The sequence below is a fragment of the Streptomyces palmae genome (assembly GCF_004684805.1).
Lineage (GTDB): Bacteria > Actinomycetota > Actinomycetes > Streptomycetales > Streptomycetaceae > Streptomyces > Streptomyces palmae.
Genome location: NZ_SRID01000075.1, coordinates 1 through 22,354, shown reverse-complemented (window position 1 = coordinate 22,354; position 22,354 = coordinate 1). Strand labels below are relative to the sequence as shown.

The window sequence follows — 22,354 nt, the reverse complement described above, 5'->3', positions numbered from 1 at the left end:
CCCCACCGGGCGGCCCCGCCACCGCGGACGCCGGCCCGGCGGCGCCCCCTCGCACACCCCGAACCCGCCGGCACCGGCGGGACCGACCCGGCCCGCTCGACGGAGGGGCGGTCCGCGCGACGGGCCGGCACCGCGGACCCGCCGCCCCGACCGGATCACGAGGGGCAAGGGCCGCGCCCCGGCGAGGTGTTCGGTGGGCCGGGAGCGCCCTCCGCCAACGCTCCCGGCCGGCGGAGGGGAGACGGGTCGGCTCCCGCCCCGCGCCCCGGCACCAGCGCGACACCGCGCCGGGCGCTGCCGCTGCGCGTACCGGAAGGCAAGGCACTCGGCGCCGAACTGGCCCTGGGCCGGGCACTGCGCCCGCTCAAGCAGTACCGTCCCAACCTCCTCAAACGGGAGATAGACGAGGTCGCCACCGCGACCGTGCTCGCCGACACCCGGCTGCCGGACGTGATCACCCGCCCGGCCCGGGAACGCTGGCTGGACCTCGCGCTCATCGTGGACGACGGCCTGTCCATGCTGCTGTGGCGGCGGCTCGCGGTGGAACTGCGCACCCTGCTGCAACGCTCCGGCGCCTTCCGGATGGTGCGGGTGCACGGCCTGCGGTCGCGCGGCGCCGGTACCCCGGCGCTCCGCGCCAAGCCGTACGCGCCCGACGCGGCCGAACTGCCGGCGGCCGCGGTGTGCGACCCCTCCGGCCGGACGCTGGTGCTCATCGTCAGCGACGGAGTGGGCTCGGCGTGGCGGGACGGCCGGATGGCGGCCGTGCTGGAGCGGTGGGCGGCCCAGGGACCCACCGCGGTGGTGCACGCGCTGCCTCCCCGGCTGTGGGCCGGTTCCGCGATCCGCGCGGAGCGCTGGCGGGTGACGACCCGCAGGCCGGGCGCGGCCAACGCGGACTGGACCGTCTCCGATCCGGTCCTCCCCGCCGAGCTGGCCGGGTTCCGGGGCGTACCGGTGCCGGTGCTCGAACCGGCCGCCGGAGCCCTGGCGCAGTGGGCGCGCCTGGTCTCCTCGCCCGGCGGCACGGCCCTGCTGCCGCTGCTCGCCCGGCCCCGTACGGCGCCGCGCGGCGCGACCGGAACACCGCCGACCGGTCCCACCGGACCCGCGCCGGCCGCCGGGCCGACTTCCGCGCCCGCCGACGGACCCGAGCCCGGTGACCGGCCGGCCTCGCCGGATCGAGCCGGGTCCTCTGACCGACCCGCGACGCCGGATCGGCCCGCGTCCTCTGGCGGGCCTGGGTACCCCGACCCACCCGCGTCGCCCGACCCATCCGGGCGCACCGCCGCCACCGGCGGCCGGGACGGTTCCAGCGCGGAGCAGGAGCTGCGCCGGCTCCGGTGGTTCCGCGACGCGGCGTCCCCCGAGGCGTACCGGCTGGCCGCGCACCTGGCCGCGGTGGCACCGCTGTCGGTGCCGGTGATGCGCCTGGTGCAGTCCTCGGTGGAGTGGCGGGCGGACACCGGCCATCTCGCCGAGGTGTTCCTGGGCGGGCTGATGCGCCCCGCCACCCCGCCGCCCGCCGCGGGCCCGGAGCCGCTCCCCGCCCAGCACCGGACCTTCACCTTCGCCCCGGAGACCCAGCAGGCGCTGCTCGACGCCGTCCCACCCGGGGAGCTGCTGCGGACCGGGGAGCGGGTGGGCAACCAGCTGGAGCGGCTCGCGGGCCGCTCACCGGACTTCCCCGCGTGGCTGGCCCATCCGGAGGGCTCGGACGAACTCCACCCGGGCGGCCTGCCCTTCGCCCGGGTGGAGCGGCGGCTGGCGGAACGCTTCGGGCTCCGCGCACCCGAGCCGGAGGCCGTCGCCCTGCCCGGCGCCGTGAACCCGGGCTACGGCCCGTGGCTGTCGCTGCTGCCGGATTCCCCCCGGAAGCTGGGGCCGTACACCGTGGTGCTGCGCCTTGAGCCCGGCTTGTACACCACCGCCTATCTGGGAGTCCATCCAGACGGCGGGGCGGCGCTGCTGCACACCGTGCCGCACATGCCACCGGAGATCTCCATGCCGGTGCTGTACATCGCGGCGGAGGCGCTGCGCCGGATGGACGGCCGCCACGCGCCCCGGCTGCTGGCGGAAAGGGTCACCGCCGATCCACCCTGGATCGCCCAGGAGCTGCTGGACGATCCCCTGCCACTGCCGGTCGCCCTGGAGCGGCAGCGCTGGGACGGCCACACCGCCTTCGCCGTCGCCCGGCAGCTCGCCGAAGCGGTGCACCACTGCCTCCGGCAGGGCATGGTGCACGGCGACCTGAGCGCCCCCGCGGTGCACCTGGTCGGCACGGACGTGTATCTGATGGGCTGGTCCGCGGCGGCCATCGACGCGTATTCGCCACCCATGCCCGGGCGGCACCCGGGCACCCCGCGGCCCGCCGACAATATCCACGACCTCGGCGAACTGCTGTGCGCGGTGGGCGGCATCGAGCTGCCCGGTCGGCTGCCGGGTGCTCCGGACCCGCCACGCTGGCGGGGCGGCCAGTGGCAGCCGCTGCGGCAGGTCATCGACCGCTGCCTGGACCCGGACAGCGCACGGCGGCCCTCCATCGAGGAGGTGCTGGAGGTCTTCGACCGGTACGAGCGGATCGACGGCCCGGACGGCTCCCCGGTGTTCTCACCGCCCCGCCCGGAGTCGCTGCCACCCTCGACGCCTCCGCGGCCCGGGCCGGCGTCGCCGGCAGCACCCGCCGCGCCGCCGCAGTCCTCGCAGGCATCGGCGACACCGCCCTCGATCCCGCCGCAGGCGGCCGCGCCCCCGCCGCAGTCCCCGCAGGCACCGGCGGCAACGCCCTCCACACCTGCGCGGACACCGCCACCCATGCCGCCGCGGACCCCGAAGGCACCCGCGGACGCGTCCTCCGCCCCGCTCCCCGCACGGCTTTCCGGGATCCTCTCGCCCACGGTGTGGCTGCCGCTGTCGGACAGCGATCCGGTGGCGGTGGGCCCGTACCGCCTCCTCGGCCGGCTCAACCCGGCACCCGACACCTGCCTCTACCTGGCCGATCAGTCCGGCACGCCCGCCGCCCTCCGGACCCTTCCACCGGACACCGGTCAAGGGGCCCCCTCGTTCCGCGAGTACGGGGTCGTACAACTGGACCGGGAGGCCAAGGCGCTGCGCAGGATGGCGGGCCGCTACGCCCCGCGGCTGCTCGAAGCCCAGGTCCACCGTCCCGTGCCCTATGTCGCGCGGGAGTTCTTCCGCGACACCGCCACCACGCCCGTGGCGACCCTGACCACCTTCCTCGCCACTCGTCCGGAGCTTGATCCGTACACCGCCGCGGATCTCGGACGCGGGGTGGCCGAGGCGGTGAGTCTGTGCGCCTCGCTGGGCATGGTGCACGGCAACCTCAGTACGGACACCGTGCTCGTCGCCAACCGCAGGGTGAAGCTCATCGGCTGGGTGAACGCGGTGATCGACGGTCACCGCCAATCGCGGCTGGCCGTGCCCACCGCCGAGGACGATGTGGCCGCCCTCGGCGAGATCCTGGCCCTGCTGGGCGGTGCGCGGCGGCAGGAGCCCGCGCCGACCCGCGCGGACTTTGACGGCACCGGTCTCGACTGGTCGGGCTCCCGTTGGGCGGACCAGCGGTGGGAGCCGCTGCGGCAGATGGTGGCGCGATGCCTGGCAGCGCGGCGCCGCGACCGCCCGGACGCGCGGACCGTGGCGGAGGCGCTCACCGCCTCCAGCACCCTGCGGCCACCGCCGTCCGCCGAGCCCCTCGACCCGGCGTGCGCACCGGAGACCGCCCCCGGACCGGGGCCGCTCGACCTGATCCGTGCGCCGCTCGCCTCCAGCCGCCACATCGCGGTGATGAGCTTCCGTCCGGAGGCCGGCAAGGCCGTCACCACGATGGCGCTGGGGGCCGTGTTCGCCGCACTCCGCGATGATCGGGCGATCGCCTTCGACGCCACCTGGCCGGGCAGCACGCTCTCCGAACGAGCGCGTCAGGCCGCGAGCGTGCCCTCCCCCCGGGCCCGGTTCGACCTGTTCCAACTCCTCGACAGCGGCTGCGATCTGTGGCGGTACACCAGGAACGACCGCGGGCGGCTGGATCTGCTGGTGCACGGGCACCCGTCGTCCGTGGTGACCAAGGCGCTGAACGGCCCGCGCTACGGCCAGGCCCTGGCGCTGCTGCGCGAGGACTACCGCATCGTGCTCAGCGAAGCCGGGGCGAACACGGCGCGGGCCGCTTCCCTGGGAGTCTTCGACCAGGCCGACCAACTGGTCATCGTCTGTCCGGTCGACGACGACGGGGAAAGCCACCGCGCCCTCACGCGGCTGCTGGGATCCCGCCACGCGGCCCTCGCCCGGCAGGCCGTGGTCGCGGTCACCGCGGTGCGCGGCGAAGCCACCCCGGCGGCGGTCCGAAACGCCGTCGCCCGGTACACCGGACTGTGCCGCGCGGTGGCGACGATCCCCTTCGACCCCGAGCTGTGGAGCACTCCCGAGGTCGACCTCGGCCGACTCGCCGAGGGCACGCTGATCGCGTTCGTCCACCTCGCCGCGCTGGTCGCCGAGGACTTCCCACCGGGGCCGGCCCGACCGGCCCCATGACGCCGCCGGGCGCACGGAGGGGGCTGACGCGGACCGCCGACGGGGCGGTGTCGCATCGGCTCTCCGCCGAGGTCGCGCCCGACCCGCTGACGGCATCGGAGCCCCGTACGGAGCGGGTGCTGACGACCGAGGACGGGTGTCGCGGCTGCGACGCCTCCGGCCGAGGGCTCACGCCGATGAGACCGACCGACCGATGCGGAGTGGGCCCGGGACGGGGAACGGTCGATGACCTGCTGACGGTCGGGTGACCAGGGGGCGCGTGTCGGGCGGGTGGCGGTCGGGCGGACGTGGACGCGTGCAGACTGTAGGCATCCGTTCCGCACGGCGGAAGTGGACCCGAGCCGGACAGGGACCCGTCCCATGGAGCCCATCGCCCCTCATGACGTGCTGGCCGTCCCGCCGACGGCGCGGACCGCGGTGGCCTGGTTGCCGCCGGGGGAGCTGTGGCCGCCGATCCAGCACATCCGGCGGGAGCACGATCGGCAGATCGGCCGCTGGCCGCCGCACGTCAATCTGCTGTTCGGCTTCGTGCCGGAGGCCGACTTCGAACGGGCCGTTCCGCTGCTCGCCGCCGCGGCGGCGGAGACGGTGGCCTTCCCCGCGCGGTTGGAGGGTGTGCGCTTCTTCCGGCACCGGCAGGATGCCACCATCTGGCTCGATCCCGCCTCGGCCGGCTCGGCATCCTGGACCGAACTGCATCAAGCCCTGGAGCGGCGGTTCCCGCTGTGCGAAGGCCCGTCCAAGGGCTTCACCCCGCACCTTTCCCTGGGCCGGACCCGGCATCCACGTCGGCTCGCCGCCCAGTGCGAGGCCCTGCTGGGGAGCGCATCGGTGCGGGTGACGGAGGTGTTCCTGCTCTCCCGCCGGGGGGAGGGGCCCATGCGGCCGCGGGTGACCATCGCGCTGGGCACGGGTGAGGTGACCTGGCGGCCGGAGAGCGAGCCCGGCGAGCCGGACGGGTAGGCCGCGCCGGCCGTGTGCCCGACCCTCGTACGTCCCCAGCTCGCGCCGTATGTCTGTTTGCTTGCGGCAGATGAATTATGGCCACATGGTGAACATATGTAGGGGGCAGAATTGGAGCTAATGACTTCATGCCATCTACAGCGAAGTAATAGTGTGATCTATGTCACGCGACGAGAATCGGCCTTCTTGTGCAAGGATGCTTCCCGTTGGTTTCAGGGGTAGTGGGCAGCTATTTCTTCAGGGTCTCGATTGTTTTCGGCAAGGAGAGATCGGAATGCCGACAATTCTGGTACTCGGATACCGAGGCGACCTCGACCAGGCGCTGCGGATCCGTGGTGTGGAACCCTTCTACATCGTGCAGGCACCGGTACATGTCCCGGAGCATCGGAAGTTCATCTGTGTAAGCGACATGGAGAACGCCCAAGAGGTCCTGCGGGCAGTGCTCTCGGCCGATATCGGTGATGTGGCCGGAGCGCTGACCGTCCATGAAATGGGAGTGTTCACGGCAGCGTTTCTGCGGCGGGAGCTAGGCCTTCCAGGGAATGCGGACACAAAGGCGACCCTCTACTTCCGGGACAAGTACCTACAGAAGAGCAGACTGCCGCCTCAGGTCGCGCGGGCGCGCTGCCGGCATGTTCCCAGGGGTACTTCCTACGCGGATCTCGCCAAGGAACTGGGGGAGGTCTTCGTCCTCAAGCCGGCCAACGGGGCCGGTTCACTGCGCACGAACATCATCCGTACTGCGCAAGAATACGAACAGGCGCTGGAACATTTCCCGTGGCAGTCGGACGTGGAGATCGTCGCCGAGCCTTTCATCGATGCGCCGGAAGTCTATATCGACGGAATCTGGCAGGACGGCGATCTTCGGTGGTGGTCCATGAACCGCGACCGCATCTCACCGCTGAGCGCCGTGCAGGGGGGCGTCCTGGCCGCCCACATCATGGACAGCAGGCGGCATCCAGAACTGTTCCGGCAGGGCGAGGCGCTGGCCAGGCAGGCGCTGGCCAGTCTGGACGCACCCGATTGCGTCTTCCATCTGGAGATGTTCGACGAAGAATCCGGGCTCACTTTCGGGGAGTGCGCCATGCGCCTTCCCGGGGCGCTGGCCCCCCGAGTCAACAAACTGACCTTCGGCGTCGATCTCTTTGACGCGGAAATCAGCCTGGCTCTCGGTGAGAAGATAGCCGGAATACCGGACGGGCGTGCGCCGGACCGATTCCACGGCTACCTACTGCTGCGGCGCCCCCGGAGCGGCCAACTGACCCAGAAGGATTTCGAGGACAACTTCGTCTTCGATGAGCTCCAATACTCGCCCGACGCGCCGATCGGGCCGTACGGCCGGGTCGGCGAGGCCATCGTCTCCGACCAGGACGAGCTGAAGCTCCAGCAAACCATCGAGGCCATCGCGCACTTCAACGAGACCGGCGGCGAATAGCGGGCCCGCGCCCGCCCCGGCGCATCTCTCTCACTCAGGCCGACACCCGACACGCCCACGCACGGCGGAAAGTCGACGCGGCCTTTCCCATGCGCGTCCCGCGCATTCTCATCAAGCGTCCACTCGCTATTGGTTTTCCGTTTCTTTCGACCGGAGGACTTCACCATGCCGGACCACATCCCTGCCTCGACGCTTCCGCAGCTGCTCGAACACGCGGCCCGGGACACCTCTCGCGGAGTCACGTTCGCCGGTGGCTCGTTCCTTTCCTACGCCGACTTGCGGGAATCCGCCCGCCGGATTTCCCGAGGCCTGCACGACCAAGGCACTTCCCAGGGTGATCGCGTACTGATAGTCGCCGGCGATCCCGAGGATTTCTTCCCCGTTTTCTGGGGGTGTGTGCTGGCCGGAGTCGTGCCCTGCCCGATTGCCCCGCCCGCTGATCCCGCTCGGTGGCGGGCACAGCTGGAGCACCTGCGCACCCTGCTGGGCGACCCGCTCATCGTCGCATCCAAGGGGGCCCACGGGGACCTGCCCGATGTGGGCCTGCGGGGCGTGACGATCGAGGAGCTGCACGCCCCGGACGAGCCCGGCCGGCTCCCGGCGCCCGCTCCGGAGGACCTGGCCCTGCTGATGCTCACCTCCGGGTCCACCGGATCGAGCAAGGCGGTGAAACTCACCCACGCCAATCTGCTGGCGGCCCAGGCGGGCAAGGCCGGGGCGCTGGAACTGGGGCCTGAGGACACCTCGTTGAACTGGATCTCGACCGATCACATCGCCGCGATCGAGGCCCATCTGCTGCCCATGTTCAACGGAGCCAACCAGGTCATGACGGTTCCGGCCACGATCATGGCGGACCCTGTGGAGTTGCTCAGGCTGCTCTCGGCGCACCGGGTGAGGGTGACCTTCACCCCCAACTTCCTCTTCGGGCAGATCAACCAGGCCCTCGCACAACGCCCCGATGTTCCCGAGGAGCTGGATCTGTCAGCGGTGCGGCACATCATTTCCGGTGGTGAGGCCACGGTGACCGCCACCGTACGCCAATTCCTCAGCACGCTTTCCCGCAGCGGGCTTCGCGGGGACGTGATCGTGCCCGCGTTCGGAATGACTGAGACATGTGCGGGCAGCATATTCAGCCGCGACTTCGCCACCCGGGACCTGGGGACGGAATTCCCCTCGCTGGGGCACCCGGTGCGAGGTCTGCGGATTCGGATCGCAGGCGGCGACGGGGCGGTACTGTCCTCCACCGACCGACCCGGATCGACCGCCTCGGGCGAGGTCCAGCTGCGCGGCCCCATGGTCACCGGCGGGTACTTCGGCGACGACCGGGCGACCGGGGCGGCGTTCACCCCGGATGGCTGGTTCCGCACCGGCGACCTGGGCCGTCTCGACCCCGAAGGGCGACTGACACTCGTCGGCCGCACCAAGGACTCCATCATCGTCAATGGCGTCAACTACTACAGCCATGACCTGGAAGCGGTCCTGGACGAGCTGGACGGGGTGCGGCGCGGACAGATCGCGGCCTTCCCGACCCGACCGGAGGGCGCCGACTCCGAGCAGCTCGCCATCGCCTTCGTCCCGGCGGGCGACTCGACCGACGACACGGCCGTGTACCGGACCATCGTGGCGATCCGCAGCTCCACGGTGATGCACTGGGGATTCCGGCCCCAGCTGATCCTGCCCGTCACCGAGGCCCAGATCCCGCGCGGCAACCTCGGCAAGATCCAGCGGCAGCGGTTGCGCGAGGCCGTCGAGGCCGGCGGCCTGGATCCGGCCATCCACAGGTCGCAGGAGGTGAGCCGGCGGTTCCTCGGCAGCCACGTGGCCCCCGAGGGGGACGAGGAGAAGACGCTGGCCGACCTGTACGCCCGGGTGCTGAACACCGAACGGGTGTCGGCGACCGCCAGCTTCTTCGACCTGGGCGGAACCTCCCTGGACGTGCTGCGGCTCAGGATCGAGATCCAGGCCGCGTTCGGCATCGAGGACGTTCCGATGGCGACGCTCCTGCAGGCACCGACCGTACGGGCACTGGCCCAGCGGCTCAGCGCCCGCCAGAGCGCGGAAGGGGACCTCGCCTACGATCCGCTGGTGCCGCTGCAGGTGACCGGAGACGGGACACCGCTGTTCTGCGTCCACCCCGGCCTGGGCGAGGTGCTGGTGTTCGTCAACCTCGCCAAGTACTTCACCGGCGAACGGCCCTTCTACGCGCTGCGGGCCCGCGGCTTCGGACAGGGGGAGACCCACTTCGCCTCCTTCGCCGAGATGGTCTCCACCTACGTCGAGGCGATCCGGCGGGTCCAGCCCAGCGGCCCCTACGCCGTGGCCGGGTACTCCTACGGCGCCGCGGTGGCGTTCGAGATCGCCAAGCGGCTGGAGGCCGACGGAGACGAGGTCCGGTTCGTAGGGGTCTTCAACCTGCCCCCGCGGATCTCCGACCGGATGAACGAGATCACCTTCACCGACGGCGCGATCAACCTGGCGCTGTTCCTGGAGCTGGTCAGCCCCGCCGACATCGAGGAACTGGCCGCCACCCTCCGCGCCCTGCCCGAGGCCGACCAGCTGGCCCAACTGATCGACCGGGCCCCCAGGCGGCGCCTGGACGAGCTGGGCCTGGACCTCGAACGCTTCACGGCCTGGGTCCACCTCGCCCAGAGCATGGTGCACCTGGGCCGCACCTACGAACCCTCCGGATCGGTCGGCGACGTCAAGGTCTTCTACTGCACTCCGCTGCGCGGCACCAAGGAGGAGTGGCTGAACGACCAGCTGCGCCACTGGGACGACTTCACCCGTGGAACCAACACCTACATCGAGGTCGACGGGGAGCACTACACCCTGATGAGCCCGCAGCATGTGCAGACCTTCCAGGCGACCTTGCGGCAGCAGCTGGCCCGTGCCCTGGACACCGAACGCACCGAAGCGGAAGGCGACGACACGGCAGGCGTCGGCACCGTACGCGCCGACGCGGACCGCTGACCGGCAGACCAGGAGCCGCTGATCATGCACGGGAAGAAGATTCTCATCACCGGCGGGACCGGACAGGTCGCACGGCCGGTCGCCGAAGCGCTCGCCGCCGAGAACGAGGTGTGGTGCCTGGGCCGGTTCGGCGACCGCGCCGCCCGCACCGCCCTCCAGGAGCGGGGCGCCCGCACGGTCGTCTGGGACATGGCCACCGACGACCTGGCGGGCCTGCCACGCGACTTCACCCATGTCCTGCACTCGGCGGTGCACCGGGGCGACGGCCGCGACTTCGAGGAGACCGCGCGCGTCAACGCCACCGGCACCGCCCGCCTGATGACGCACTGCTCGACGGCCGAGTCGTTCCTCTATGTCTCCTCCGGGGTCGTCTACGACCGGGCCGACGGCACACACCGGTACCGGGAGAGCGACCCGCTGGGCGGGGCAGCCCCGTGGCTGCCCACCTACCCCATCGCCAAGATCACCGCCGAGGGGGTGGCGCGTGGCCTGGCCGAGACGCTCGGGCTGCCGACGGTGATCGCGCGTCTCAACATCGCCTACGGTCCGTACGGCCACGGCGGAGTGCCGATGATCCTCTTCAACGAGATGCGCCGGCGGCAGCCGTGCGCCGTGCCTCGCCAGGGGCAGAACCACTGCAACCTGCTGCACACCGACGATGTCGTCCGGCAGGTCCCGCTGCTGTGGGACGCGGCGCGGGTCCCCGCCCGGGTCGTGAACTGGGGCGGCGACGAAGAGGTCGGTATCACGGACCTGCTGGAGTACATGTCCGCCCTCACCGGGGTGCCGGTCCTCCTGGACCGCTGCGACACCAGCCGGGAGACGGCGATCTTCGACCACGGCGTCCGCCGCGGGCTGATCGGTGACTGCACCGTCGACTGGAGGACCGGTATCGCCCGCACCCTGGCCGAACTGTTCGAGGAGTACCGCGACCGCATCGACGAGTACCTCGGCACCCACACGGCCGACGCGGCCGGGTAGCGAAGAGGAGAGGAGAAGTATGCGCAGGTCCGCAGATGCCGATACGCACCAGGACATGCTGTGCGCTGCCCTGGGAGCCGATGCCCCCGTGTGCCCGCCGGAACGACTGGGCCCGGAGAGCGGCGCGTTCGCCGCCGCGCCGGGCGCGGTGCTCACCCGCCCGACCCTGGTCGGCGGCTCCCTGTACAGCCCCACCAACCCCGCACCCACCTCGCCGGCCCTCGATGAACTGGCCCGCCGAGCGGAGGCGCTGGGCCTGTCCCAGATCCTGGTGCCCGGTGTGCGCCGCAGCGAGGACACCGGCCCGCTGCGGGCGGCCGGCTTCGTCCCCGTCGCCGCCCGGAGCGAGTGCCTGGTACGGCTCACCGGGGACGTGGACGATGTGCTGCGCACCCGGATCGGCGGCAGACGACTCCGGGATCTGCGCCGCCGGTACCACGCGGTCTCCCGTGAGGTGACATGGGAGCGGATCCCGCTGGGCGAGTTGGACGGGAAGCCGTGGGCCCGGGACGCCTTCGTGGAGCTCCACGAGCGTCAGGCCCGGCGCTCCCACGGCCACGGCAGCCTGTACAACGCCGCCGCCCTGGCGGCCCTGGCCAAGGGCGGCATGGCGGAGCGCACCGAGGTGTTCGTACGCCGCAGAGGGGACACCGTTGTGCAGGCCGGGCTTGTCACCAGGTCCCACAACGGCCAGGGGAGCTACTTCCTCACCCAGGCCATCGATCACGACGACCCTGCCGCGCGGCACGACCTCTCTCTGGCGGCCGTGTACCGGCTCTACCTCCAGGCCCGGCACGACGGGCTGGGATGGGTCCACCTCGGCCGAGGCGACGTCCGCGCCAAGCGAGGTCTGGGAGCCGACCTCTTCGTCCCCGTCGACCACTGGCTGCGGGCTCCCGAGCTCGCCGCCCCGGTGGAGGAGGAACGGGAGCAGGCACTGTCGGCCTTCGCGGCACCGCCCATCGCGGGGGTTCCGGTCCCGGGGCCGGCCCGCTTCCGCCGGGTGCCGCGGTTCGACCTGATCGATCTGTCGAGCAACACCAACCCGTTCCTGGACGCCGAGAGCCACTACCCCGAACTCGACACCGCCGAGCTGGCCAGGACGTACCTGAGGACCATCGCGAAGCTGCCCGGTCACCAGGGCGCCGACGCGCTGGGCGCGGACCACCTGCTGTTCACCAGCGGAGCGGTGGACGGCGTCATGCTGCTCCTGGCCGCGCTCGCCTCACCCGGCGACGGGGTCTGCGTCACCCCGCCCACCTTCCCGCTGTACGAGCACTTCGCCCGGGTGCTCCGCCTTCCGGTGACCGAGGTGCCGCTGGGCGGCGACGAGCTGTCCGAACTCGACACGGAGCGGATCCTGGCGGCCCGGGCGCGGGTGACCATCCTGTGCGATCCGGGGAATCCCTCCGGGACCAGGCTCGACCCGGGGCAGGTCCGGACCCTGCTGGAGCACGGCCGCGGACTGGTGGTGATCGACGAAGCCTATGTCGAGTTCAGCGAGAAGCCCTCGTACGCCGGGCTGGTCGCGGAGCACGACAACCTCATCGTGCTCAGGACCCTCTCCAAGGCATGGGGGCTCGCGGGCGCGCGCTGCGGGATCGTCCTCGCCCAGCCCGGCGTCGTCGACGCCCTACGGCGGGTCCAGGTGCCCTTCGGGTTCACCAACGCGTCACAGCGTGCGGTACGGAACCGGCTCACCAACTCCAGAGCGGTACTCGCCAGCGTGGAGCACATCCGCGCCGAGCGCGATCGGCTGGCCGGCCTCCTGGCAGAGCACCCCGCGGTGGACCGGGTGTTCCCCTCGGACACCAACTTCCTCCTGGTGCGGTTTCGGAGGTACGAGCGCGCTGCGGAGCGACTGCGCGCCGCGGGGATCCTCGTCGCCGAGGTCGGACGCCTGGTCCCGGACACCTGCCGGATCACCATCGGCACCCGGCGCCAGAACGACGCGCTGCTCGCGGCGCTCTTCGATGCCCAGTGACACCAAGGGTGAAAGGATGCCGTTCATGAACAGGGAATTCCGTGCTGATTCCGCTGTGGCCAGCACTGTCGTCGCCGAAGGATTCGCGCGCTGGAGCCCAGCGCTGAAGCAGGAGTTCGCCGAGAACGCCGGCAACGGCCACATCGGCGGGGTGCTGTTGAAGGAGACCGACGCACTGCGCATCTGGGAGACCCGTCTCCGGCCGGGAGAGCGGATTCCGGTCCACCGCCATGTACTGGAATACCACTGGATAGCCCTTACGGATGGCCGTGCCCGTCAACACAACAGCGACGGCAGCACCCGGGAGATCTCCTTCGCGCGTGGCCAGGTCCAGTACTTCTCGGCCGCCGCGGGGCGATTCCATCTCCACGACCTGAAAAACATCGGCGACGGTGTTCTGTCGTTCCTGGCCATAGAGTCGAAGGAGGGGCCGAACGAGCCCATCCCGCTCGGATAGGGCCTGCGGGGCCCCGGCTTCACACGGTGGAGCCGAGGCCGGCCCGGCCGCGGCCGCGGCTCGCAAGGAGGGCAGACAGCCTCCCTTGTCCCAGAGTCCGGGCGTCGGCCTGCACGCCGCGGGGATCGGTGGGGCCGACGCCCGGCACATCCGCGAGCCGGGTGAGGGACCGGCCGCGGACACGGAATACCGTGGTCCCCCTCGGTCGTATCGGACTCGAATTCCGAAAGAGCGGAGTGGCGGAGATCGCCCTTGGTTGAAGTGGGGCCCTGGAGGGACACTCGTGTCGCGGCTTCGCAAGGTCAGAGTGGTGCTGAAGGGTCCGGAAGCTGAACGGCATGTGAAGAAATGCATGCGTTCCCGAATGGCCACTGATTTCGATGTGATGGTCATCATTTAATGATGCAAGCGGACTCCCGGTGGCAGGGAAATTCTAGGGATTCTCCCAATCGGGCCGAGGACTCGTTGACCCACCGGGGCCCGCGCTGCGTTCCTTGACCGTGGATATGGGAAGCCGCGTCGGCTGACGCCATGCGGCTCCTCGTTTCGGCATCGGTCAGGGAGGCTTTGTGGACGCAAGGGAGATGCCGACCGCGGACGGGGTCGCCGTCGTAGGGGTGGCGCGCCGCACCCGGCAGCCCGGCGGAACCAGCGGGCTGGAACTCTTCGGCTCGCTCGTCGGCGCGGCCCCGGCAGAGCGGTGGCTCCCGCTGCTCGAGGCCGCCTGGGCCGCAGTGGAGGACGCGGGACTCGCCCCTGGCCGCTTGGGCGAGGAGACGGGCCTGTCCGCCGCCGAAGCGGACGCCGCCTTCCTGGAGGGGCCGGCCGGCGCACTGGGCACCACGGGCCTGCGATGGGCCGGACCGAATCCGGCGGCAGCGGCGGAACGGAGTCTGCGGTCCGGTGAGTGCCGGACCGCCGTGGTGGTCGCTGCCGGCCGGGAGCCGGACTCCACTGCCGCCGCGGTTGTGCTGACCGCCGGCGGCCATGAGGGTTTCGGTTACCGGGTCGAGCTGTCGGCCGAGGGGCCCGGGAACGTGGTGGAGTTGGTCGATGCCGCGCTGCGGGAGGGCCGTGCCGGGTTCGCCCCGTCCGCCGACCCGGTCTGGCCACCGGAGGGAGCCAGGGCGCTGGAGGCGGACGGGCTCTACGACTCACTGGCCGAGAACGGATTCGGCTACGGACCCGCCTTCCAGGGGCTGCGCCGTGCCTGGCGGCGTGGCGAGGAGACCTTCGCGGAGGTGGAACTGGCCGAGGAGCGGCGGGTGGAGGCCGGCGCGTTCGGCCTCCACCCGGCCCTGCTGGACGGCTGTCTGCACGCGATCCACCTGGGCGGACTGGCGGAGGAGATCCGGACCGGCCTGCCCTTCACCTTCCGCGGGGTCCGCTCGTACGCGGTCGGCGCCGATGTCGTCAGGGTCCGGCTGACGCCCGTGGGGCCGGACGCCGTGGCCCTGGAACTGGCGGACGCGGAGGGCGCCCCGGTCGCCGCCGTCGAAGCGGTGGTGCTGCGCCCGGTCGACGTCGAACGGCTCGACTCCCGTCAAGCGGCACCCCACACCTCGCTGTTCCACCTGGACTGGACGGCCGTGCCGCAGGCGGGCACCGCGATCGGCGGGCAGCGCTACGCCGTGGTGGAGGGCGGGCGCGACCCCGAACTGGGCGCCGCGCTCGCCACCTCGGGGCTCCATGTGGAGCACTGCCCCGACCTCGAGGCCACCGCCAGGGCCGTCACCACGGCCGGCGCCCCCAACGTGGCGCTGGCCCCGCTGGGCCACCACGGCACCGATCCGGTGGCCGACGCCAGGGCCGCGGCCCACGACGCGCTGCGGCTGGTGCAGACCTGGCTCGCCACCCGGGAGTTCGCCGACGCCCAACTGGTCATCGTGACCGGCCGCGCGGTGGCGGCGAGCCCGGAGGAGGACGTGCCCGGCCTCGCGTACAGCACGGTCTGGGGGCTGGTGCGGTCGGCCCAGTCCGAACACCCCGGCCGCTTCGTCCTGGTGGACACCGACGGTACGCCCGCCTCCTTCGCGGCCCTGGCCGCCGCGGGGCTCCGCCCCGCCGCGGGCGGCGGCGGTGGCGGGGGTGCGCGTCCCGGCCCGGGTGGTGGGGCCGGGACGGGCCCGGTCACTGGTCGCGCATGCCCCAGGGGGAGCCGTACGCGTTCAGCAGGTCCAGGAAGGGCTGGGGTGGGAAGGCTTCGGCGCCCAGCACCCCGGAGCCGGTCCAGGTGCCCCGTGCCATCAGCTCCAGGGCGATGACCGGGTTGATGGCGGTCTGCCAGACCACGGCCTGGGAGCCGTACTCGCGCATCGACCACTGGTTGTCGACCACGTGGTACAGGTACACCTCGCGCGGCTCGCCGTCCTTGGTGCCCTTCACCCAGGTGCCGGCGCAGGTCTTGCCGTGCATCCGCTCGCCGAGCGTGGCCGGGTCGGGCAGGCAGGCGGCGACCACGTCACGCGGTGAGACCCGGGTGCCGCCGACCGCCACCTCCTCCGTGCTGTCCAGCCCGAGCTTGTGCAGGGTCTTGAGGGTCTCGATGAACTCGTCGCCCAGCCCGTACTTGAAGGTGACCCGCTTGGCGTCCACCCAGCGGGGGATCAGCAGCACCTCCTCATGCTCGACATTGACGCACTCGACCGGGCCGATGCCCTCGGGGAAGTCGAAGACCTCCGGCTCGCTGAAGGGCGCCGTGGTGAACCAGCCGCGGTCCTTCTCCCAGATCACCGGCGGGTTCAGACACTCCTCGATGGTCGTCCAGATGGAGAAGGACGGCGCGAAGTCATGGCCCTCGACGGTCAGGTTGGCGCCGTCCCGGACACCGATCTCCTCGATCTCGTCGAAGAGCTCCTCGGCGGCGTAGCGGGCGAAGACGTCCGAGAGACCCGGTTCCACCCCGAGGCCGACCAGGGCCAGCCGGCCGGACTTCTCCCACTCCGCGGCGCGCTCGAACTGGGCGTCGCCGAGCTTGACCCCGCACTCCTCGTACGGCCGCTCGGGGTGCGGGCGCGACAGCGACATCGCCATGTCGAGGTAGTGCGCCCCGGCCGCCAGCGCGGCCTCGAACAGCGGCATCACGAACCGCGGGTCGGTGGCGTTGAGCAGGACATCGCACCGCTCCCGGACCAGCAGCGCGGTGACCGCCGCCTGGTCGGAGGCGTCGATCCGCGCCGCGCTGAACCGGGTGCCGCCGTCATCCACCCCCGCTACCGCCGCCTCCGCCCGGGACAGGTCGTAGTCGGCGACCACAAGGTGGTCGAGGAAGGAGCGGCGCGCCGCGATCCGGGTGATCGCCGTGCCGACACCGCCGGCGCCTACAAGCAGTACTCGCATGGGAGAGATGCCTTTCGTCGGTAGAGGGCGGAGCTGGTGCGCCCATGAAAGGCCCCCGCCACAACCATGTCAATGGCGTTGGCATAAGCTGGAAGGAGCATCCGAAGGAGTGATCATGGCCAAGGAAGTGGTGCCGGAGGCGGCACGGAAGCGCAGAAAACCCACCAAGGCGGGTGTCGTTCTCTCGGAGCAGCTGATCGTGGAGACCGCGATGCGGCTGCTCCAGCAGAGCGGCCGGGAGGGGCTGACCGTGCGGCGTCTCGGCGCGGCACTCGGCGCCGACCCGAGCAGTCTGTACCGCTACTTCCGCGGCGCCGACGACCTCACGCTGGCCATCGCCGACGAACTGATCGGCCGCGCCATGCGGGGCTGGGAGGCCACCGGCGACTGGCGCGCCGACCTGCGCGAACTGGGCATGCGCATCCACTCCGCCTACCTCGCCCACCCGCAGGCGGCCGTCCTGACCGCCAGCCGGGTCAGTGGCCGGGCGAACGAGATCGACGCCGACGAGGTGATCCTCGGCGTGCTGCGCTCGGCCGGCCTCCCCGACCGCGAGGTGGTGCGCATCTACCACGCGTTCATCGACCAGACGCTGGCCTTCGCGGTGCTGGACGCGGCCGGCCTCGCCCTGCCGCCCGCCGCGCGCGCCGCCGACGAAGCGGTCTGGCACGCCACCTACGCCCGGCTCCCCGCGGAGACCCACCCGAACATCGCGGCCACGGTCCCGCTGCTGGTCGCGCGCATGAACAACAGCGCCTACCCGACCGCCCTGGACATGCTGCTGGACAACGCCGCCGCAGCGATCGCCCGCGCGCGGGCGGCGGACCCGGGGGCCTGAGTACGCCGCCGTCCGCGATGCCGCGGCCCGCGGGGGTCACCGGGTACGCCGAGACCTCAGCGGGCCGGGCCGCCGGGGGCCGCCGGGCGGGCGAGGACGCGCCGAAGCCAGCGGGTGCGGGCCTCGCGGGCGTCCTGGCTGAGCGCCGCCTGCGGGGCGAAGGAGTCGAAGCCGTGGCAGGCCCCGGGCCAGACATGCAGTTCGGCCTGGCCGCCGGCCTGCCACAGCGCGTTGGCGTAGGCCACGTCCTCGTCCCGGAAGGTCTCCACCGATCCGACCTCGATATAGGCCGGGGGCAGCCCGGACAGATCCGTGGCGCGGGCGGGCGCCGCGTACGCCGGCAGGTCCGCCGTGCCGTACCGGTCGCCCAACAGCGCCTGCCAGCCGGTGGCGTTGGAGGTCCGGTCCCAGGTGTCGACACCGGCCATCTGGTGGCTGGAGAAGGTGTCGTTGCGGTCGTCGAGCATCGGGCACAGCAGCAGTTGCCCGATGGGCGCGGGCCCGCCCCGGTCACGGGTGAGCAGGGCGAGCGCCGCGGCGAGTCCGCCGCCGGCGCTCTTGCCTCCGATGAGGATGCGGTCCGCGTCGATGCCCAGCTCGGCCGCGTGCCCGGCCACCCAGACCAACCCGGCGTAGCAGTCCTCCAGCGGGCCGGGGTACCGCGTCCGCGGCGCCAGGCGGTACTCGACGGAGACGACGGCCAACTCCAGTGCCAGGGCGCATTCGCGCAGCAGCTCCGGAAGGACGCACCAGGCGTTGCCCACGACCATTCCGCCGCCGTGCATGTAGTACAGCAGCGGCAGCGGCCCGGTGACCCCGGCGGGGCGCGCGCTCACCAGCGTGACCTCCGGCGCGCCCGGCGGTCCCGGCACGCGCAGCTCGTCCACCGCGAACCGGCCGTCGGCCGACAGTTCCCGGACCGTCGGCCTGGGCCGGACCGCGGCGTCCAGCTGCTGCCGGGCGGCGAGGTTCTCCGGGGTGAGCGGTTCCCGCAGGTCGTCCCCCAACGTCGCCAGCACCGCGCCCAGTTCGGGGTCGAAGGGCGGTGCCTGCGCGCCCACCGGGTCCGGACCGGGCCGCGCGGTCCTGTCACCGGCGCTCATGACCGACCGTCCCCCGGGTGGGGGGAACGCCGGCCGGCATCCCGGGCGGAACAGCTCGTCAGCGGGTCCGTGCGGGTGGGGAACGCTCGCGCCATGTCCATGCGGCGTAGTCAATCACCTGCCGGAGCGCGGAGCACGGATCCGTTCGGTCGCGATCCGCCGCGCGCGGTTGTCACGTTCGCGGATCCGGCGGTGTCTCCATGGGCGAACCGGCACGCGAGCCCGTGCCGGCCACGACCGGCCCTCGCGGGCCGCCACACCTATGGAGGAACCATGGCACTGCGCGTACCGAAGGCGGAGCTTCCCACCGAGATGAAGGAGAACCTGATCAAGCAGCTGGGGGCGGTTCCCGAGCCCACCGAGGTGGTGTTCAACCACCCCGCCATCGCCGTGTCCACCATGGAGTTCTCCGGCGCGGTGCGGTCCTGGGACGCGGTGGACGAGAGCCTCAAGACATTCGCCCACATGGCCGTCGCGGCGCAGGTCGGCTGCAGCTGGTGCCTCGACATCAACTACTTCGCGGCACTGAACCAGAACCTGGACCTGACCAAGGCCAGCCAGGTGCCCTGCTGGCGGGAGTCGGAGGTGTTCACCCCGCTGGAGCGGGAGGTGCTGGAGTACGCCGAGGCGATGACGGACACACCGACGACCGTCACCGATGAGCTGTCGGCCAGCCTGCTCGGCCAGTTGGGCCCGGCGGGGCTGGTCGAACTCACCGTGTTCATCGCCTTCGCCAACTTCTCGGCCAGGAGCAACACGGCACACGGGATCACCTCGCAGGGATACTCGGACGCATGCGAGATTCCGCTGGCGGCGCGTCCGCGGGCACCCCGTGGAGCGATGACCGCATGATCGAGGACCCGTTCGTCACCCACCGCCGCCTGCTGTTCACGGTCGCCTACGAGATGCTCGGCTCGGCCGCCGACGCGGAGGACGTGCTCCAGGAGTCCTGGCTGCGGTGGGCCGACGTCGACCGTTCGGCGGTGCGTGATCCCCGGTCGTACCTCGTCCGGATCGTCACCCGGCAAGCGCTCAACCGCCTGCGGACCCTGTCCCGCCGCCGCGAGGACTATGTGGGCGAGTGGCTGCCGGAACCGCTGCTGACCAGCCCTGACGTAGCCGAGGACGTGGAACTCGCGGAGAGCGTCTCGATCGCGATGCTGACCGTGCTGGAAACGCTCGGGCCGGTCGAGCGGGCGGTGTTCGTGCTGCGCGAGGTCTTCGACATGCCGTATGGCGAGATCGCCGAGGCGACGGGCAAGCCCGCGGCCACGGTGCGCCAGATCGCGCGGCGGGCACGTGAGCACGTGGCGGCCCGCCGGCCGCGGACGCGGGTGAGCCGGTCGGAGCAGCAGGCCGTGGTGGAGCGGTTCCTGGACGCCTTGCGGACCGGGCGGTTGCAGGGGCTGATGGAGGTCCTGGCGCCGGATGTGGTCCTGATCGCCGACGGCGGCGGGGTGGTGGCCGCCGCCCTGACCCCGATCCACGGGGTCGACCTGGTGGCGCCGCTGCTCGCGCGGGCGAACCAGGTGGTGGCCGCGCTGGAGGCGACGCCGGTGTGGCTCAACGGCGCGCCGGCGGGCCGGATCCGGTTCGACGGCGAGCCGGCCGCGGTCAGCCTGGAGGTGGAGGACGGGCGGGTCACCCGCATCTATGTGGTGCGCAACCCGGGGAAGCTGACCCGGCTGGACGAGCCTGCCGAACTCGCCAGGTAGGCCCGCGGGGGCGCCGGTGGCCGGGCGAGCGGCCCGGGCACCCGGAACCCGCGGGGCGCCTTCCCCGGGAGGGCGGACGGGACCGCCACCGACCGGTCCCGTCCGCCCTCTCCCGTCCGTCCCGACCTCTCGTTCGTCCTCACCCGTCCGCGGCCTCGCGCGGCGCGGTGCCCCGCGCGACCCCGCCGCGTCCTGTGCGCCCTGGGCCGCCGACCGTCCGAGGCCGGCGGACACGCCGGTGGTCCGCGGAGACGGGCACCTTCGGGTGTACGCCGGTGTGGGGGCGTGCGCCGCGGCCGGTCGGCGCGGATGATGGACCGCGTGGCGGTGGCGGACGCCGAGGTGCTGATCGTCGGTGGCGGGCCGGTCGGGCTCACCGCCCGGGCCCTGCTGGAGCGCTGGGGCGTACGGACGCTGCTGGTCGAAAGACATCGCGAGCTGTCCCCCTTCCCCCGGTCCCGGCTGGTCAACGTGCGGTCGATGGAGATCTACCGCCGGCTCGGGCTCGCCGAGACGATCGCGGCCGCCGCGTTCCCCCCGGAGTACGGCCGCGTCCGCTTCCGCGACACCCTCTACGACCGCGACTTCGACACGGTGGCGATGGTGGGGATCAACGCGCCGGTGCCGGAGAGCCCCGTGATCGGCGTGGTCACCTCGCAGGACCGGCTGGAGCCCAGGCTGCTCGCCGCGGCGGAGGCGCCCCTGCGGTTCGGGGTCGAGCTGATCGACCTGGCCGAGGAGGCCGAGGGCGTGGTGGCCGTGCTCTTCGACCACCAGCACGGTGCGCAGCGGCGGGTCCGCGCCCGGTACGTACTGGCCGCCGACGGCGCGACCTCCACCGTGCGGCGGCTGCTGGGCATCGGCACCACCGGCCTGGGGGCGATGGGGAGCTTCACCACCGTCGTCTTCGACATGGACGACGGGGGCTGGCGCGCCCAGCAGCCCGCCGGGCTCTACTTCACCGCCCGCGGAACCTTCGCCCCGCTCTACCCCGAGGGCGGCTGGGCCTGGTTCGTGGCCACCCCTGAGGACGTCATGCACGCCGACTGGCCGGAACTCCTCGCGCACGCCCTCGGCCCCCGCGGCGACAGGCGAATCGAGGTGTCGCGGGTGCAGCACTGGGTGATGAACGCCTGCGTCGCCGAGCGCTTCCGGCAGGGCCGGATCCTCCTGGCCGGGGACGCCGCGCACGCGGTCCCCATCTTCGGCGGCCTGGGCATGAACGCGGGACTGGCCGATGTGCACAACCTCTGCTGGAAACTGGCGGGCCTGCTCCAGGGGTGGGCCGGGCCGCGCCTGTTGGAGAGCTATGAGCGGGAACGGCTTCCCGTCGCCCGGCAGACGCTCGACCAGACGGTGGCCAACACCCGACTGATGCTCCGGGTGCAGCAACGGCGCCGCGAGCAGCACCAGGCCGGCGAAGCGGACGGGGGGCGGATCGAACTGCCCTGGTCCGAGCGGTTCTTCGCCCAACTGGGTCTGGTGCTCGGCGCCGCCTACCGCTCGGGCGCCGTACTCACCGACGACGGCACCCCGGCCGAGTCACCTCCTGCCACCACCCGCTACGTCCCCACCGCGGAGCCAGGGCATCGCATGCCGCACCGGTGGCTGGCACCCGGCCGCTCCACACTCGACACCTTCGGCGAATGGTTCACCCTGCTCACTCCCGACCCGGCCGGCTGGGCGCGGGGGCGGACCGCCGGCCCCTGGCGGCTGCGCGTCGAACCCCTCCCCGGCGACCACGCCGAGGCCTGCGGTCTGAGTCCGTCGGGCGCGCTGCTCGTCCGACCCGACGGCCATATCGGCGCCCGCTGGCTCGAACGTCCAGCGGACGGCACGGCCCTGCGCCGCTCCCTCGCCGCGATCACCGGCGCGGAACCCTTCTGAATCCCAGGGAGCCCGCCGGTGCGCGCCCCGGCGATCCCGCCCTCGACGGGTGCGGGTCCCGGGGCGCGGGGAGAAGCGCGGTCAGCGCTCGGTCGCGTGAGCGGGCCGGGGGAGGGAGGTGGAGGTGGGGG

Annotated in this window: 13 protein-coding genes and 1 pseudogene; 12 read left to right on the top strand and 2 right to left on the bottom strand. The window is 72.3% G+C overall.

All coding sequences use genetic code 11. The features are described from left to right. The 8 genes and pseudogenes from E4099_RS33580 to E4099_RS35165 all read left to right on the top strand — a co-directional run. On the top strand, nt 1–4,551 hold a 4,551-nt coding region (locus E4099_RS33580), incomplete at its 5' end, for an SAV_2336 N-terminal domain-related protein (RefSeq protein WP_280923497.1). Between the two features lie 360 nt (nt 4,552–4,911). After that, nucleotides 4,912–5,514 carry a 2'-5' RNA ligase family protein gene (locus E4099_RS11090; protein ID WP_135338826.1) on the top strand — a complete coding sequence of 201 codons (603 nt, stop codon included), beginning with the start codon at nt 4,912–4,914 and terminating at the stop codon, nt 5,512–5,514. Nucleotides 5,515–5,788: 274 nt separating this feature from the next. Then, the gene (locus tag E4099_RS11085; protein ID WP_135338825.1) at nt 5,789–6,949 is read left to right on the top strand and encodes an ATP-grasp domain-containing protein; all 1,161 of its coding nucleotides are present in this window, start codon (nt 5,789–5,791) and stop codon (nt 6,947–6,949) included. A 165-nt stretch (nt 6,950–7,114) separates the two neighbouring features. Further along, nucleotides 7,115–9,919: a non-ribosomal peptide synthetase gene (locus tag E4099_RS11080; RefSeq protein WP_135338824.1), complete on the top strand. Its 2,805-nt coding sequence runs from the start codon at nt 7,115–7,117 to the stop codon at nt 9,917–9,919. A 24-nt stretch (nt 9,920–9,943) separates the two neighbouring features. Beyond that, on the top strand, nt 9,944–10,900 hold the full coding sequence (locus E4099_RS11075) for an NAD-dependent epimerase/dehydratase family protein (RefSeq protein WP_135338823.1): 957 nt from the start codon (nt 9,944–9,946) through the stop codon (nt 10,898–10,900). Between the two features lie 19 nt (nt 10,901–10,919). After that, a complete protein-coding gene (locus tag E4099_RS11070) occupies nt 10,920–12,884 on the top strand; it encodes an aminotransferase class I/II-fold pyridoxal phosphate-dependent enzyme (RefSeq protein WP_135338822.1) in 1,965 nt (654 codons plus the stop codon). Nucleotides 12,885–12,909: 25 nt separating this feature from the next. After that, entirely contained in the window at nt 12,910–13,341 is a 432-nt protein-coding gene (locus tag E4099_RS11065) for a cupin domain-containing protein (RefSeq protein WP_135338821.1), read from the top strand. A 584-nt stretch (nt 13,342–13,925) separates the two neighbouring features. After that, nucleotides 13,926–15,389, top strand: a pseudogene (locus tag E4099_RS35165) (polyketide synthase dehydratase domain-containing protein); the annotation flags it as partial. 82 nt (nt 15,390–15,471) lie between these two features. Here the strand turns inward: E4099_RS35165 and E4099_RS11055 are convergent. Next, nucleotides 15,472–16,680 (bottom strand): saccharopine dehydrogenase family protein, encoded by a 1,209-nt coding sequence (locus E4099_RS11055; protein ID WP_135338819.1) that lies wholly within the window; start codon nt 16,678–16,680, stop codon nt 15,472–15,474. Nucleotides 16,681–16,795: 115 nt separating this feature from the next. Here E4099_RS11055 and E4099_RS11050 point away from each other — a divergent pair, with 115 nt between their 5' ends. Further along, complete coding sequence (locus E4099_RS11050; protein WP_135338818.1) at nt 16,796–17,518, top strand: TetR/AcrR family transcriptional regulator; 723 nt, start codon at nt 16,796–16,798, stop codon at nt 17,516–17,518. Nucleotides 17,519–17,574: 56 nt separating this feature from the next. Here E4099_RS11050 and E4099_RS11045 read toward each other — a convergent pair whose 3' ends face one another. Next, the gene (locus tag E4099_RS11045) at nt 17,575–18,621 is read right to left on the bottom strand and encodes an alpha/beta hydrolase (RefSeq protein ID WP_135338817.1); all 1,047 of its coding nucleotides are present in this window, start codon (nt 18,619–18,621) and stop codon (nt 17,575–17,577) included. 273 nt (nt 18,622–18,894) lie between these two features. Between E4099_RS11045 and E4099_RS11040 the strand changes: the two genes are divergently transcribed. The 3 genes from E4099_RS11040 (at nt 18,895) to E4099_RS11030 (ending at nt 22,223) form a co-directional block, all read left to right on the top strand. Further along, nucleotides 18,895–19,473, top strand: coding sequence for a carboxymuconolactone decarboxylase family protein (locus tag E4099_RS11040; RefSeq protein ID WP_135338816.1), 579 nt, complete (start codon nt 18,895–18,897; stop codon nt 19,471–19,473). Then, nucleotides 19,470–20,336, top strand: a complete 867-nt coding sequence (locus E4099_RS11035) for an RNA polymerase sigma-70 factor (protein WP_135338828.1) — start codon at nt 19,470–19,472, stop codon at nt 20,334–20,336. Before E4099_RS11040 ends, E4099_RS11035 begins: the two co-directional genes overlap by 4 nt. 321 nt (nt 20,337–20,657) lie before the next feature. Continuing rightward, nucleotides 20,658–22,223 carry an FAD-dependent monooxygenase gene (locus E4099_RS11030; RefSeq protein WP_245244758.1) on the top strand — a complete coding sequence of 522 codons (1,566 nt, stop codon included), beginning with the start codon at nt 20,658–20,660 and terminating at the stop codon, nt 22,221–22,223. Nucleotides 22,224–22,354 lie beyond the last annotated feature (131 nt).